Annotated in this window: 16 protein-coding genes and 1 tRNA gene; 15 read left to right on the top strand and 2 right to left on the bottom strand. The window is 57.1% G+C overall.

Annotated elements, in window-relative coordinates:
* Positions 1-69 precede the first annotated feature (69 nt).
* The 9 genes from PQU95_RS07895 to PQU95_RS07855 all read left to right on the top strand — a co-directional run bounded on the left by PQU95_RS07895 (position 70) and on the right by PQU95_RS07855 (position 8,780).
* Complete coding sequence (locus PQU95_RS07895; RefSeq protein ID WP_272751485.1) at positions 70-1,485, top strand: glutamate synthase small subunit GltD family protein; 1,416 nt, start codon at positions 70-72, stop codon at positions 1,483-1,485.
* Positions 1,486-1,713: 228 nt separating this feature from the next.
* The gene (gene groES, locus PQU95_RS07890; RefSeq protein WP_017510212.1) at positions 1,714-2,001 is read left to right on the top strand and encodes a co-chaperone GroES; all 288 of its coding nucleotides are present in this window, start codon (positions 1,714-1,716) and stop codon (positions 1,999-2,001) included.
* Between the two features lie 47 nt (positions 2,002-2,048).
* A complete protein-coding gene (gene groL / locus PQU95_RS07885) occupies positions 2,049-3,683 on the top strand; it encodes a chaperonin GroEL (RefSeq protein WP_272751482.1) in 1,635 nt (544 codons plus the stop codon).
* 151 nt (positions 3,684-3,834) lie between these two features.
* The gene (locus PQU95_RS07880; RefSeq protein WP_272751481.1) at positions 3,835-4,581 is read left to right on the top strand and encodes a Nif3-like dinuclear metal center hexameric protein; all 747 of its coding nucleotides are present in this window, start codon (positions 3,835-3,837) and stop codon (positions 4,579-4,581) included.
* Positions 4,582-4,706: 125 nt separating this feature from the next.
* Positions 4,707-5,291, top strand: coding sequence for a ubiquinol-cytochrome c reductase iron-sulfur subunit (gene petA, locus PQU95_RS07875; RefSeq protein ID WP_147682542.1), 585 nt, complete (start codon positions 4,707-4,709; stop codon positions 5,289-5,291).
* A gap of 15 nt (positions 5,292-5,306) precedes the next feature.
* Positions 5,307-6,644 carry a cytochrome b gene (locus PQU95_RS07870; protein WP_272751479.1) on the top strand — a complete coding sequence of 446 codons (1,338 nt, stop codon included), beginning with the start codon at positions 5,307-5,309 and terminating at the stop codon, positions 6,642-6,644.
* Between the two features lie 13 nt (positions 6,645-6,657).
* On the top strand, positions 6,658-7,419 hold the full coding sequence (locus PQU95_RS07865) for a cytochrome c1 (protein ID WP_272751478.1): 762 nt from the start codon (positions 6,658-6,660) through the stop codon (positions 7,417-7,419).
* Positions 7,420-7,651: 232 nt separating this feature from the next.
* Positions 7,652-8,254: a glutathione S-transferase N-terminal domain-containing protein gene (locus tag PQU95_RS07860; RefSeq protein ID WP_026108187.1), complete on the top strand. Its 603-nt coding sequence runs from the start codon at positions 7,652-7,654 to the stop codon at positions 8,252-8,254.
* 94 nt (positions 8,255-8,348) lie between these two features.
* Complete coding sequence (locus PQU95_RS07855) at positions 8,349-8,780, top strand: ClpXP protease specificity-enhancing factor (RefSeq protein WP_272751477.1); 432 nt, start codon at positions 8,349-8,351, stop codon at positions 8,778-8,780.
* 80 nt (positions 8,781-8,860) lie between these two features.
* Here the strand turns inward: PQU95_RS07855 and PQU95_RS07850 are convergent, their stop codons facing one another.
* Both PQU95_RS07850 and glnK read right to left on the bottom strand, forming a co-directional pair.
* Positions 8,861-10,168 carry an ammonium transporter gene (locus PQU95_RS07850; protein ID WP_272751476.1) on the bottom strand — a complete coding sequence of 436 codons (1,308 nt, stop codon included), beginning with the start codon at positions 10,166-10,168 and terminating at the stop codon, positions 8,861-8,863.
* A 23-nt stretch (positions 10,169-10,191) separates the two neighbouring features.
* A complete protein-coding gene (gene glnK, locus PQU95_RS07845) occupies positions 10,192-10,530 on the bottom strand; it encodes a P-II family nitrogen regulator (protein WP_017510221.1) in 339 nt (112 codons plus the stop codon).
* Between the two features lie 248 nt (positions 10,531-10,778).
* Between glnK and PQU95_RS07840 the strand changes: the two genes are divergently transcribed.
* From PQU95_RS07840 to PQU95_RS07815, 6 genes are all read left to right on the top strand, one after another.
* On the top strand, positions 10,779-11,051 hold the full coding sequence (locus PQU95_RS07840; RefSeq protein ID WP_272751475.1) for an accessory factor UbiK family protein: 273 nt from the start codon (positions 10,779-10,781) through the stop codon (positions 11,049-11,051).
* Between the two features lie 6 nt (positions 11,052-11,057).
* Entirely contained in the window at positions 11,058-12,572 is a 1,515-nt protein-coding gene (locus tag PQU95_RS07835; protein WP_272751474.1) for a YifB family Mg chelatase-like AAA ATPase, read from the top strand.
* Between the two features lie 114 nt (positions 12,573-12,686).
* Positions 12,687-13,301 carry an SPOR domain-containing protein gene (locus PQU95_RS07830; RefSeq protein ID WP_272751473.1) on the top strand — a complete coding sequence of 205 codons (615 nt, stop codon included), beginning with the start codon at positions 12,687-12,689 and terminating at the stop codon, positions 13,299-13,301.
* 15 nt (positions 13,302-13,316) lie between these two features.
* Complete coding sequence (locus PQU95_RS07825; protein WP_272751472.1) at positions 13,317-13,922, top strand: thiol:disulfide interchange protein DsbA/DsbL; 606 nt, start codon at positions 13,317-13,319, stop codon at positions 13,920-13,922.
* Positions 13,923-13,993: 71 nt separating this feature from the next.
* Complete coding sequence (locus PQU95_RS07820; protein ID WP_272751543.1) at positions 13,994-14,812, top strand: undecaprenyl-diphosphate phosphatase; 819 nt, start codon at positions 13,994-13,996, stop codon at positions 14,810-14,812.
* Between the two features lie 49 nt (positions 14,813-14,861).
* Positions 14,862-14,938, top strand: a tRNA-Met gene (locus tag PQU95_RS07815).
* The last annotated feature ends 34 nt before the right edge of the window (positions 14,939-14,972 follow it).

Here is a 14,972-nt window from a genome sequence, read left to right as displayed (position 1 = left end):
TCCGCCCCTTGATAGCAATAAAAGCACCTTGCGGCCAAGGTTGGCCGCAAGGGCAAAGGACAAGTGATCATGGGTGACGTTTTCCAGTTCATGAAGCTCTCGCGCAACCCGGGCGACAAAGTAGAAGTTGCCGTGCGCAAGATCGAATTCAAAGAGATTTACACCCCGCTGCACGCGGTGGACGCAACAGACCAGGCCGGCCGCTGCCTGTCCTGTGGCAACCCTTATTGCGAGTGGGAGTGCCCGGTGCACAACTACATTCCCAACTGGCTGAAGCTGGTGAAGGAAGGCAAGCTGTTCGAGGCGGCCGAGATGTCGCACAAGACCAATAGCCTGCCGGAAATCTGCGGCCGCGTTTGCCCGCAAGACCGCCTGTGCGAAGGCGCGTGCACGCTGGAGCAGGGTGGCTTTGGCGCCGTGACCATCGGCAGCGTAGAAAAATTCATTACCGATGAAGCCTACAAAGCTGGCTGGCGCCCGGATATGTCCAAAGTGGTATGGACCGACAAGAAGGTCGCCATCATCGGCGCCGGCCCGGCTGGCCTGGCTTGTGCTGACGTGCTGGTGCGTAACGGCGTGCGCCCGGTCGTGATCGACCGCTACGAAGAAATCGGCGGCCTGCTCACCTTCGGTATCCCCGAGTTCAAGCTGGAAAAGAGCGTGGTGCAACGCCGCCGCGAGATCATGGAAGGCATGGGCGTGACCTTCCAGCTGAATACCGAAGTGGGCCGCGATGTCGAAATCGAAGCGCTGCTGGAGCAGTACGACGCCGTGTTCATGGGCATGGGCGCCTACAAGTACATGAAAGGCGGCTTCGATGGCGAAGACCTGCCTGGCGTGCTGGAAGCGCTGCCTTTCCTGATCAACAACGTACGCCAGTGCATGGATACGCTGCCTGCCGGCGATGCACCGCTGTCCATGGCCGGCAAGCGCGTGGTGGTGCTCGGTGGTGGCGATACCGCCATGGACTGCAACCGCACCTCCATCCGCCAGGGCGCCAGCAAGGTGATCTGTGCCTACCGCCGTGACGAGGCCAATATGCCGGGTTCCAAGCGCGAAGTGGCCAATGCCAAGGAAGAGGGCGTCGAGTTCTTGTGGAACCGCCAGCCTATGGGCGTAGAGCAGGCAGCGGATGGCAGCTTGCGCCTGAAACTGGCCGAAACCCGCCTGGGTGCGCCGGACGCCAAAGGCCGTCGTAACGCCGAGATTGTGCCAGGCAGCGAAGAGGTCATCGAGTGCGATCACGTCATCGTGGCTTTCGGCTTCCAGGTGGAAGCCGCCAGCTGGTTCGAGCGCCAGGGCATTGCCAGCAATGCGCAGGGCCGTACCGTGGCCCCGGCCAATGGCCAGTTCAAGCACCAGACCAGCAACCCGAAAATCTTCGCCGGTGGTGACCAGGTGCGCGGTGCCGACCTGGTGGTGCGTGCGGTATTTGAAGGCCGCCAGGCTGCAGAAGGCATGCTGGCCTACCTGCAAGTCTGGTAAAACGCGCCAGCGGCCCTTGCGGCCAACCTTGCCCAGCCCGCCACATGGCGGGCTTTGTCATTTCCGGCGACGGCAAACTGTAAAAATCTTGGCCTGCCCCCTCTTGAAAACCGGCTATGCCGTCCCTATGATTAGCACTCGTCAGGGCAGAGTGCTAATGCACCTGTCCGCTATCGCTGAATTGATAGGTAATCATCTTTCAACAGCCACTGCTATTAGGAGAGTCAAATGGCAATTCGTCCTCTGCACGATCGTGTTGTTATCAAGCGCCTCGAGGCTGAAGAAAAAACCGCATCCGGCATCGTTCTGCCGGGCGCCGCAGCTGAAAAACCAGACATGGGTGAAGTGGTTGCCGTAGGCAACGGCAAGATCCTGGAAAACGGCGACCGCCGTGCGCTGGAGCTGAAAGTTGGCGACAAGGTTATCTTCGGCAAGTATTCCGGCCAAACCGTCAAGGTTGACGGTGATGAGCTCCTCGTTATGCGCGAGGAAGACGTGATGGGCATCGTTGAGTAATCCGGGCCGCATCCCTCTTATCAAACTGATTCTGGAGAATTTCAAGCATGGCAGCTAAAGACGTACGCTTCGGCGATTCCGCCCGCGCAAAAATGGTAGTTGGTGTCAACATTCTGGCTGACGCCGTTAAAGTGACCCTGGGCCCGAAAGGCCGCAACGTGGTTCTGGACCGCTCCTTCGGTGCCCCGACCATCACCAAGGATGGTGTATCCGTTGCCAAAGAAATCGAACTGAAAGACAAGTTCGAAAACATGGGCGCCCAGATGGTGAAAGAAGTCGCTTCCAAGACTTCCGACGTTGCCGGTGACGGCACCACCACCGCTACCGTACTGGCCCAGGCTATCGTGCACGAAGGCATGAAGTTCGTGACTGCCGGCATGAACCCGATGGACCTGAAGCGCGGTATCGACAAAGCCGTTATCTCGCTGGTAGGCGAGATCGCCAAGATCGCCAAGCCTTGCGCCACCACCAAGGAAATCGCCCAGGTAGGCTCCATCTCCGCCAACTCCGATAGCGATATCGGCGAAATCATTGCTACTGCAATGGAAAAAGTCGGCAAAGAAGGCGTGATCACCGTTGAAGACGGCAAATCGCTGCAGAACGAGCTGGACGTAGTGGAAGGCATGCAGTTCGACCGCGGCTACCTGTCCCCGTACTTCATCAACAACCAGGAAAAACAGATTGCCGCACTGGATAATCCGTTCATCCTGCTGTTCGACAAAAAAATCTCCAACATCCGCGACCTGCTGCCCGTACTGGAGCAAGTGGCCAAGTCCGGCCGCCCGCTGCTGATCATCGCTGAAGACGTAGAAGGCGAAGCGCTGGCTACCCTGGTAGTGAACACCATCCGCGGCATCCTGAAAGTGGTAGCCGTGAAGGCGCCAGGCTTCGGCGACCGTCGCAAGGCCATGCTGCAAGACATCGCTACCCTGACCGGCGGCACCGTGATTGCAGAAGAAGTGGGCCTGACCCTGGAAAAAGTGACCCTGGACATGCTGGGCCAAGCCAAGCGCGTTGAAGTGGGTAAAGAAAACTCCACCATCATCGATGGCGCAGGCGATGCCGCGCTGATCCAGGCACGTGTTGCCGAGATCCGTCAGCAGATCGAAGCCGCTACTTCCGACTACGACCGTGAAAAACTGCAAGAGCGCGTGGCCAAACTGGCTGGCGGTGTTGCCGTGATCAAGGTTGGCGCCGCTACCGAAGTGGAAATGAAAGAGAAGAAAGCCCGCGTGGAAGACGCGCTGCACGCTACCCGCGCTGCCGTTGAAGAAGGCGTGGTTCCTGGCGGTGGCGTAGCCCTGCTGCGTGCCCGCTCCACCCTGGCCGATCTGGAAACTGCCAATGCCGACCAGGCTGCCGGCGTGAAGATCGTACTGAAAGCCATCGAAGCCCCGCTGCGCCAGATCGTGCAGAACGCCGGCGACGAGCCATCCGTAGTGGTAAACAAAGTGCTGGAAGGCAAAGGTAACTTCGGTTACAACGCCGCTACCGGTGAATACGGCGACATGCTGGAAATGGGCGTGCTGGATCCAGCCAAAGTAACCCGCTCCGCGCTGCAACACGCAGCCTCCGTAGCCGGCCTGATGCTGACTACCGACTGCATGGTAGCCGAGCTGCCGGAAGACAAGCCTGCCATGCCAGACATGGGCGGCATGGGTGGCATGGGCGGCATGATGTAAGCTGCCTCGCCCCAGCGAAGCCAGAACCCCGCACTACGGTGCGGGGTTTTTTATGCGGCACGGCATTGCGGCCAACCTTTCACCAGGTTGGCCGCATTGTTTTGCCCGCGCAGTCTGGCACAATGCCGGCTTTATCCCGCGGAGCGTCAATATGAAACGATCAGATTTGCTCAAAGTGCTGGACGGCAAGCTGGAGCCGTGGCGCTTCAAGGATTACGCCCCGAACGGGCTGCAAGTAGAAGGCGGCGACGAGATCCGCCGCGTGGTAACCGGCGTTACCGCCTCGCAAGCCTTGATCGACGAAGCCATCCGCCTGCAGGCGGATGCCATTCTGGTACATCACGGTTACTTCTGGAAAAGCGAGGCGGCGGCCATTACCGGTATCAAGCGCCAGCGCATTGCGGCGTTGTTGCGCAGCAACATCAACCTGTTTGCCTACCATTTGCCGTTGGATGCGCACCCGGAGCTGGGCAATAACGCGCAGTTGGGCCAGGTATTGGGCTTGCAGAATAGGGCCCCGTCCGTGGCGGAGCCACTGATCTGGACCGGTGAGCTGGCACAAAGCTGTACTGCCGATGCCTTGCGCGAGCAAGTTGGCCGCAGCCTGGGGCGCGAAGCGCTGCTGCTAGGGGACAAGACGCGTAGCGTGCAGCGTGTGGCCTGGTGTACCGGTGGGGCGCAGGGTTATTTCGAACAAGCCATCGCTTTAGGGGTGGATGTGTTCATTACTGGCGAAGTGTCTGAGCAAAATCAGCATTTGGCCAATGAAACTGGCGTAAGCTTCATCGCGGCGGGCCATCATGCCACCGAACGCTATGGTGTAAAGGCGCTAGGCGAGTGGCTGGCACATGATTTTGCCCTGGATGTGCAATTTATCGATCTCTTTAACCCGGTCTGAAAACTAAGCCCCTGTTGTCAATGAGGCGATTTGTCGCATATGCGCTTCAAGTTCCCTCATGGAATCGGGTAGAATTGTAAAGTTTCAAGTTTATAGCTCGGTTTCCACGTTTGAGGATGACTGTAATGAGTGAACAACACGTTGATGCGGGGCGCCGTCGTTTTCTGACGGTGGCCACCAGCGCGGTTGGTGGTGTGGCGGCAGCCGGTGTGGCTGTCCCGTTTTTGATGAGCTTTGCACCTTCTGAGCGTGCCAAGGCTGCAGGTGCGCCAGTAGAAGTGGACATCAGCAAGCTGGAGCCGGGCCAGAAGATCAACGTCGAATGGCGTGGCAAGCCGGTATGGGTACTGTCCCGTACACCTGAGCAGCTGAAAAACCTGTCGACTATCGAAGGTGATCTGCTGGACCCGAAATCGGAAGCGCCGCAGCAGCCGGCGTATTGCCAGAACGCTACCCGCTCCATCAAGCCGGAAGTGCTGGTAGCCGTGGGTATCTGTACCCACCTGGGCTGTTCTCCGACCCACCGTCCGGACCTGGCGCCTGCCGACTTGGGCCCGAAATGGGTTGGCGGTTTCTACTGTCCATGCCATGGCTCCAAGTTTGACTTGGCTGCCCGTGTCTACAACGGTGTGCCGGCGCCAAAGAACATGGAAATTCCGCCGCACAAGTACCTGACCGATACCACGCTGCTGATCGGCGATGACAAGTAAGCGAGGGGAAAATACATGAGCACTGGCCAAAAAATCCTCAATTGGGTGGATGAGCGTTTCCCGCTGTCCTCGATGATGAAAGAACACGTCACCGAGTACTACGCCCCAAAAAACTTCAACTTCTGGTACTTCTTCGGCTCCCTGGCACTGCTGGTGCTGGTGATCCAGATCGTTACCGGTATTTTCCTGACCATGAACTACAAACCGGATGGCACGCTGAACGGCGCTGGCATTCCGGTAGCGTTTGCCTCGGTGGAATACATCATGCGTGATGTGGCGGGTGGCTGGATCATCCGCTACATGCACTCTACCGGCGCATCCATGTTCTTTGTCGTGGTTTACCTGCATATGTTCCGTGGTGTGATCTACGGTTCCTACAAGCAGCCACGTGAACTGGTCTGGGTATTCGGTACCCTGATCTTCCTGGTGCTGATGGCTGAAGCCTTTATGGGCTATCTGCTGCCATGGGGTCAGATGTCGTTCTGGGGTGCGCAGGTGATTGTTAACCTGTTTGCTTCCATCCCGGTTATCGGCCCGGACCTGTCGGTATTCATCCGCGGTGACTTCGTGGTAGGCGATGCGACGCTGAACCGCTTCTTTGCCCTGCACGTGATTGCCGTACCGCTGATTCTGCTGGCATTGGTGGTAGCCCACCTGATCGCCCTGCACGAAGTGGGTTCCAACAACCCTGACGGCGTGGAAATCAAAAAACTGAAAGGCGAAGACGGCAAGCCGCTGGATGGCATTCCGTTCCACCCTTACTACACCGTAAAAGACGTGCTGGGTGTGGCCGTGTTCCTGATCGTGTTCTCGGCGATCGTGTTCTTTGCCCCGGAAATGGGTGGTTACTTCCTGGAACATCCGAACTTCGACCAGGCTGACCCGCTGAAGACCCCACCGCACATTGCGCCGGTATGGTACTTCACCCCGTTCTACGCCATTCTGCGTGCAATACCGTCGTTTGCCGGTACCCAGGTATGGGGTGTGCTGGCCATGGGTGCTGCCGTGGTGCTGATCGCCTTCCTGCCGTGGCTGGATAAGTCCCCGGTGAAGTCGATCCGTTACCGTGGTCCTAAGTTCAAGATCATGCTGACCTTGTTCATTACCGCCTTTATCGGTCTGGGTATTCTGGGTGCACTGCCGTCGACCAACCTGCGCACCATCGTGGCTCAGCTGTTCTCCTTTATCTACTTTGCGTTCTTCCTGGGCATGCCGTTCTATACCAAGAACGACGTGGGTACTACACCGGTTCCGACCCGTGTGACCATGAGCACTCCGGCTCGCCAGGCACGCTTTGTGGTACTGGTGGTAGTAACGCTGGTAGCCGCTACCCTGTTTGCAAAATTCATCTGATAGAGGGGGCACTATGAACAAGACTATCCGTCAACTGGTTGCCGCCGTAGCCCTCATGGTTCCTGCTGTTGGTGCGTTTGCTTCTTCCGAAGGTCCTGCCCTGGAAAAAGCACCGATCAACATTCAGGATACCGAAAGCTTGCAGCGTGGCGCACAGACCTTTGTGAACTACTGCCTGTCCTGCCATTCGGCCAGCGCCATGCGCTACAACCGTCTGGCTGACATTGGCCTTTCCGAAGAGCAGATCAAGTCCAACCTGATGTTCGCTACCGACAAGATCGGTGAGCAAATGAACGTAGCCATGGACAAGAAAGATGCCAAGAACTGGTTTGGCGCAACACCACCGGACTTGTCCGTGATTGCGCGTTCGCGTGGTGCCGACTACCTGTATGGCTACCTGCGTGGCTTCTACCGTGACCCTAGCCGCCCAACCGGCTGGAACAACCTGGTATTCGACAAGGTGGGCATGCCGCACATCCTGTGGGAATGGCAGGGCGAGCAAGAGCTGCACACCCATAAAGGCGCAGATGGTCATGAAGAGCACAAACTGGAGCTGGTGAAAGCCGGTACGCTGACCAAGCTGGAAAACGGCAAAGCCAATACCGCCGAGTTTGACAAGCGCATGGCCGACTTGACCAACTTCCTGGTTTATATCGGTGAGCCGGTGCAGGTGAAGCGTCATCAGGTGGGTTACACCGTGCTGCTGTACCTGTTCCTGTTGCTGCTGCCTTTCGCCTACTTCCTGAAAAAGGAATACTGGAAAGACATCCACTAGGCCATGTGCCAAGTGAGGCGGCTTGATGCTGCCAGCCAAACCCCCTTCGTTCGCGAAGGGGGTTTTTGCATTGAGCTCGCCCGAGTGTGTTTTCCTGTTTTGTTGCGGGTTGTTTTTTGATATTTCTCTTTTTATTCATTGACTTATGCAACTTTTGTGGAAAGTGATAGGCCAAAGGTGCTAGAATTGCACGTTATTTGATCAACAAGCCTGTTTAAGGAATGAATGCCTCATGATGACCCTTTACTCTGGTAGTACTTGTCCTTTCAGCCAACGCTGTCGCATCGTGTTGTTCGAGAAGGGCATGGACTTCGAGATCATTGATGTGGATATTCACAACAAGCCTGAAGATCTGGCCGTGATGAACCCGTATAACGAGGTTCCGGTGCTGGTAGAACGCGACCTGATTCTTCATGAATCCAATATCATCAACGAATACATCGACGAGCGTTTCCCGCACCCGCAGCTGATGCCGGCAGACCCGGTGATGCGCGCGCGTGCCCGCCTGTTCCTGTTCCGTTTCGAGCAAGAGCTGTTTGTGCACGTGAAAACACTGGAAAACGGTGCCAGCGGCAAGGAAGCCAATAAAGCCCGCGAAGCCATTCGTGACGGCCTGGTGACCATCGCCCCGATTTTTGCCAAGCAGAAGTTCATGCTGGGTGACGAGTTCTCCATGATCGACGTAGCCATCGCGCCGCTGATGTGGCGCCTGGAGCACTACGGTGTGGACTTGGGCAAAAATGCTGCCCCTATCCTGAAATACGCCGAGCGCCTGTTCCAGCGCCAGTCGTTCATCGACTCGCTGACGCCTGCAGAAAAGGCCATGCGCAAGTAATTGCATTACCAGGCAGGCCGGCTAGGCTTTGTGGCAGGGTTGCTGCCATAGAGCTAGCTGGCCTGTTTTCATATTGCCAGCAGAGGAGTTCCCCATGACAGCCAGTACCAGGCCCTATCTGATTCGTGCCATTCATCAGTGGTGCACCGATCAGGGGCAGACACCTTATATGGTGGTGTGGGTCGACGAGAACGTGCAGGTGCCGATGGAGTTTGTGAAGAACAACGAGATCGTACTCAATGTTGGCTACGGGGCTACGCAAGGCTTGAGCATCGAAAATGACTGGATCTCTTTTTCGGCGCGCTTTGGTGGTATCTCGCGTGAAATCTGGGTGCCTGTTGGCAATGTGCTGTCCATCTTTTCGCGCGATTCTGGCGAAGGTATGGGCTTTGAGCTGGAGAAGCTCGCCGACACGGCGGTGCGTCCGTCAGCCGCTCCCGGGGTGGTGCCTAGCCCAATCGAGCCTGCGACCGATGCTGTACCGCAAGGGGCGAAGGTCATCACGTTCCCCGGGCGTCGCAACTAAACCACGTGCTCATGAAAAAACCGCCCGGTAAACCCGGGCGGTTTTATTTTGCAACCAGGCACGAAGCCTGGCATGGTCACTTACTCTACGCGCTCGCCATGTAGTACCACATCCAGGCCTTCGCGCTCTTCTTCTTCGCTCACTCGCAGCCCCATTACCATATCCAGCAGTTTCAGCAGGATAAAGGTCACGATAGCGCAATACACTACGGTAGCGCCTACGCCTACTGCTTGGGTCATCAAATTGCCTTCCACGCCACCGATTTCTTTCACAGCAAAGATACCTGTCAGCAGTGCACCAACGATGCCGCCTACACCATGCACGCCAAAGGCATCCAGTGAATCGTCGTACTTCAGCATGTGTTTCAGCGAGGTTGCGCTCCAGTAGCACACGGCGCCAGAGATCAGGCCAATTGCCAGCGCGCCTTTTGCATCGACAAAGCCCGCGGCGGGGGTGATAGCTACCAGGCCTGCAACTGCACCGGATACGATACCCAGCACCGAAGGCTTGCCTTTGGCGATCCACTCGGCAGCCATCCAAGACAGGGCGGCCATGCCGGTAGCAACCTGGGTCACCACCATGGCCATGGCGGCACGGCCATCAGCGGCTACTGCGGAGCCGGCGTTGAAACCGAACCAGCCAACCCATAGCATGGATGCGCCGACCAGCGTCAGTACCAGGTTGTGCGGGGGCATGGCTTCGCGGCCAAAACCGACACGTTTGCCCAGAACCAGTGCGGCTACCAGACCGGCAATACCCGCGTTGATGTGGACCACCGTACCGCCAGCAAAGTCCAGCACGCCGTGGTCAAACATCCAGCCGCCGGGTGCCCATACCCAGTGGGCTACCGGCACATAAACCAGCAGAGACCACAGCGCCATGAAGACCAGCATGGTGGAAAACTTCATGCGTTCGGCAAAGGCCCCGGTAATCAGTGCTGGCGTGATAATGGCAAAGGTCATCTGGAAGATCATGAATACGGCTTCCGGGATGGTGCCAGCCAACGGGTGTACGGTCAGCTTGCCTTCATCTTTCAGGTAGAGCATGCCGTCCAGCAGGATGCGATCCAAGCCGCCAATCAGGCTGTTGCCTGGGGTAAATGCCAGGCTGTAGCCCACCACGGTCCACAGCACGGTAATCAGCGCGCAGATAGCAAAGCTCTGCATCAGGGTGGCCAGCACGTTTTTCTTGCGCACCATGCCGGCGTAGAACAGCGCCAGGCCAGGGATGGTCATGAACAGTACCAGCGCGGTAGAGGTCATCATCCAGGCGGTGTCGCCTGCGCTGATCACCTTGCTTTCCACCAGGGCGGGAGCGCCATCAGCCAGCGCCGGGAAGGCAGCGCATAAAGTGCCGAATGCAGCCAGCGAGAGTAGTTTCTTGCTCATGTTATTGTCCTTTCAGCAGGGGCTTAAACGGCGTCGGCGCCAGTTTCACCGGTACGGATACGAACCACTTGCTCCAGGTCGTAGACAAAAATCTTGCCGTCGCCGATTTTGCCGGTACGGGCTGCTGTTTCAATGGCTTCCACCACCTGATCCAGCTGTTCGTTGCTAATGGCAATCTCCAGTTTGACCTTGGGCAGAAAGTCCACGACGTATTCTGCGCCACGGTATAACTCGGTGTGACCTTTCTGGCGGCCAAAACCTTTCACTTCGGTAACGGTAATACCTTGCACGCCGATGGCGGAAAGGGCTTCACGGACTTCGTCAAGCTTGAAGGGCTTGATAATGGCGCTGACCAGTTTCATGTTGGCTCCTAGGTGCTCAGTAATGAGTGAGTGTGACAAATTTGCCTATGCATGAACTGTGCCAGAGTAACATTTGTTTTATATTTCAATTGGTTGTGGCGGATTTAACTTTTGTATTCGATATGTTTTTGCAATGTTGCATGGTTTGAGCGGGGCTTGCCCGCTAATGGTGCGTTTGCGCTTATGCAGGGGAGGGCGCTTTTTGCTAAACTGCCCTGCATTCATCATGCCAAAGTCAAGGCGTCATCATGCTTAGTCAGAAACTGTTCGACGAAATCAGCAATAAAATCTCCGAAACCATCGCGGCCAGCCCGGCTAAAGATCTGGAAAAGAACGTGAAAGCCATGATGGCAGCCACGTTTAGCCGTATGGATCTGGTGACGCGCGAGGAGTTTGATATCCAGCAGGAAGTGCTGGCGCAAACGCGTGCCCAGCTGACCGCGCTGGAGCGTCGCCTGATCGCGCTGGAAGCCCTGGATGCCACGCCGGCCGCTACGGATTCGCAGGCCGACCCTAGCTAGATCGGCATGTCGCTCGCGGTTTGCCTGAGCCGTGCGCTTGCCGGGGTCAGTGCACCGGAAGTGGCGGTTGAAGCGCACCTGGCAAATGGCTTGCCCGCCTTTACCTTGGTCGGGTTGCCGGATACCGAGGTGAAGGAAAGTCGCGAACGGGTACGCGCAGCAATTATCCAGTCCGGCTTTGATTTTCCGGCCCGTCGTATTACGGTGAATCTGGCTCCAGCCGATTTGCCGAAAGAGTCGGGCCGTTTTGATTTACCCATTGCTGTGGCATTGTTGGCCGCCGATGGCCAGCTGCCGCTAGATGTTTTGTCCCGTTACGAGTTAGCCGGTGAGCTGGGGCTGGGCGGGGAGCTGAGGCCTGTTCGTGGTGCATTGGCCATGGTCGCGGCAGCGCGTGGTGGCGGCCGGCATTTCATTCTGCCCAGAAGTAGTGCAATAGAGGCATCCTTGGTGCAAGGGGTGGAAATTTATGCGGCGGATAGCCTGGCAGAGGTGTGTGCACACCTGTCAGGTATTTGTCTGCTGGCGCGCAGTGCGTTTTCCTCATCTTGGCAAAACCAGGCCGTGTATCCGGATCTGGACGAGGTAAAAGGGCAGGGGCTGCCCAAACTGGCGTTGGAAGTTGCGGCGGCAGGTGGGCATAGCCTGTTGATGCAGGGGCCACCCGGTACCGGGAAGTCCATGTTGGCCGCACGCCTGCCCGGTATTTTACCGGCCATGAGCCAAGATGAGGCGCTGGAAAGTGCGGCAGTTCAGTCCTTGGGCAGTCAGGGCTTTGATGTGCGTTCTTGGTGCATCAGACCCTACCGGCACCCGCATCATACTGCCTCTGCCGTGGCATTGGTGGGCGGCGGGCCAGACCCGCGCCCGGGGGAGATTACCCTGGCACATCATGGTGTGCTGTTTCTGGATGAGTTGCCCGAGTTTGACCGCAAAGTGTTGGAGGTGCTGCGGGAACCTCTGGAGACCGGAGAGATTCATATATCCCGTGCTGCGCGCCAGGTGTGTTATCCGGCCCACTTTCAGCTGCTGGCGGCCATGAATCCTTGCCCTTGTGGCTACCTGGGTCATGCGCGCCGCACTTGTCGTTGTACGCTGGAGCAGGTTTTGCGCTATCGAGGTAAACTGTCAGGGCCCTTGCTGGACAGGTTTGATTTGATGGTAGAGGTTGGTTCGCTGTCGCTCGACGAGTTGCAGACCTTGCCTGCCGGCGAGTCTAGCGCCCAGGTGCGTGAGCGTGTCGATGCTGCAAGGCAGCGTCAATGGGGGCGTCAGGGCAAGAGCAATGCCAGCTTGCAGGCTGCAGAGCTGTCTTTGCATTGTGCCTTGCCGCCTGCGTTGCAGCAGCAGCTTAACCAGCTGCTGGAAAAGCTTGATTTGTCAGCTCGTGCGTATCACCGTGTTTTGCGGGTGGCGCGCACATTGGCTGATCTGGCGGGAAGCCAGGATGTGTTACGCCAGCACATTCTGCAGGCGGTACAGTTTCGGCGAGGGTTGGCCGGCTTTGGTACGAGCAAGTAACCAGCTTGGCAAGATTAAAATCAATATAGTGGGCTTATGAGTAACAGAGATTTGAAGCATACCTCCCGAGCGGGGGGGCGTAGTGCGCCAGCTGGCAAGAGTAGTGGCGGTTTGATGACTGGCGTGCTGGTAGGGCTAATTGTCGGTGTGGGTATTGCCGTAGGCATGACCATGTACCTGAATCGTGCCTCTACCCCTTTCAGTAATCTCGAAAAGATGCAGGGTAAAGAGGAGGCCTCTTTACCCGCTGCCGAGCTGCTTGAGCCGGGTGCCAAGCTGGCAACGACAGCGGCCCCGGTGCCTGTTCCGGCCACGGCACCGGTACCGCCAGTCGTATCGGCCTCTGTGCCTGCTGCTGCAGTACCAGCCAAGCCTGCACCGGCAGATGCCGATGGCCAGCGTTTTGATTTCTACAAGATTCTTCCTGGCCAGCAGGAGGCTATCCAGCAAGATGGCAAGCCTGCGGATGCCGCGCAGCCTGCGGCCATGCCACGCCTGTTCTTGCAAGCCGGTGCATTCCAGTCGGAAAGCGATGCTGACAATATGAAGGCCAAGCTGGCGCTGATGGGTGTGGAAGCCAAGATACAGTCGCTGAATCTGCCTGAGAAAGGCCTGGTGCACCGGGTACGTATCGGTCCGTTTGAGCGCCAGGAAGAGGTGGATGCACTGAAGGCCCGCCTGCGTCAGGAAGGTGTTGATGCAGCACTTGTAAAATTACCTGCTAAATAAGACGAAAGACCTGTCATGAAGAAGTGGTTGCTTGCCCTGATGTTTACCCTTACCGGCGTTACCCATGCCGCGATTGTGGAAGGTAAAGACTACACCGTGCTGCCTAAGCCTCAGCAAGTGGCGACGCCTGGCAAGGTGGAGGTGATCGAGTTTTTCTCTTATCACTGCGTGCATTGTTACCACCTGGAGCCAGTATTGGCGCCGTGGGCCAAGAGGTTGCCGGCAGATGTGAGTTTCCGTCGCGAGCAGATTGTGTGGGGCGCGCAAATGGAGCCCTTGGCGCGCCTGTTTGCCACGGTCAATGCAACGAAAAGCATGGACAAACTGCATGCTCCGGCACTGAAAGCGATGGTGGAGCAAAAGATCAACCTGGCCGATGAAGCTGCGCTGGGCAAGTGGCTTGCCACGCAGCCTGGCGTGAACGTGACAGCTTTCATGCAGACGTATAAATCGTTTGGTATCAATGCCCAGGTTGGCCGCGCCAGCAAGATGACCCGCGACTATGCCATCCAGGGCACCCCCACCATTGTCGTGGCTGGCAAGTACGCTACCATGGCTGCCGAGCCTGCCCGTCTGTTGCAGGTGGTGGATGAGCTGATCACCAAGGCGCGTGGCAAGTAAGCGGTACCGCCATAGCAGGCCGCCCCATGACAGGCGGCCTGTTTTCTTTATTTAAGTACAAAAGGTTTTCTGTGGATTTTTTATTGCTCGCCAAGGCGCTGCTCTTGGGTATTGTCGAGGGGATGACCGAGTTTCTGCCGGTATCCAGTACAGGCCACCTGATTGTGGTCGGGGACCTGATCAACTTCCAGAATGAAGGCAAAGTCTTCGAGATCGCCATCCAGTTTGGTGCCATTCTGGCGGTACTGTTCCAGTACCGGGAACGTTTTGTCTCGCTCGCTACGGGTATTACCCATGATGCAAAGGCACAACGCTTTGCGGCCAACCTGCTGATTGCGTTCCTGCCTGCTGCGGTGATCGGCTTGCTATTTATCAAACAGATCAAGGCGCATCTGTTTAATCCTGTCAGCGTGGCAACGGCGCTGATCATTGGTGGCCTGGTTATCCTCTTTGCCGAGCGCCGTCAGCATGTGGCGCGCATCCATACGGTGGATGATATCCGTGGCCGTGATGCCCTGAAGGTTGGTTTGGCACAAGTCATCGCCATGATTCCTGGCACGTCCCGCTCTGGCGCTACCATCATTGGTGGCATGTTCTTTGGTCTGGATCGTAAAGTGGCAGCCGAGTTTTCTTTCTTTCTGGCGGTGCCAACCATGTTTGCCGCGACCGTGTATGACCTGTACAAGCACCGTGACCTGCTCTCCATGGCGGACTTTCCCATGTTTGCCGTGGGCTTCGTGGCGGCCTTTCTGAGTGCTTTGCTGGCGGTGCGTACCTTGGTCAAATTTGTAGCCAACCATACCTATGAAGTCTTTGCCTGGTACCGTATTGCGTTTGGTCTGGTGATCCTGGGGACATGGTATTTTGGCCTGGTGGCGTGGCACGTATAAAAAAGGCTTGACGTTATTGTAGAGATCATCTATTATGCGTTCTCTCTGTCGCGGGATGGAGCAGTCTGGTAGCTCGTCGGGCTCATAACCCGAAGGTCGTAGGTTCAAATCCTGCTCCCGCAACCAAGTTTCAAAAAAAGCCGTCAATCAACGATTGACG

Origin of the sequence: Vogesella aquatica, assembly GCF_028548455.1 — a bacterium.
GTDB classification, from domain to species: Bacteria; Pseudomonadota; Gammaproteobacteria; order Burkholderiales; family Chromobacteriaceae; genus Vogesella; species Vogesella aquatica.
Note: the sequence above shows the minus strand (reverse complement) of the source record. Positions and strands in the feature narration are given on the sequence as shown.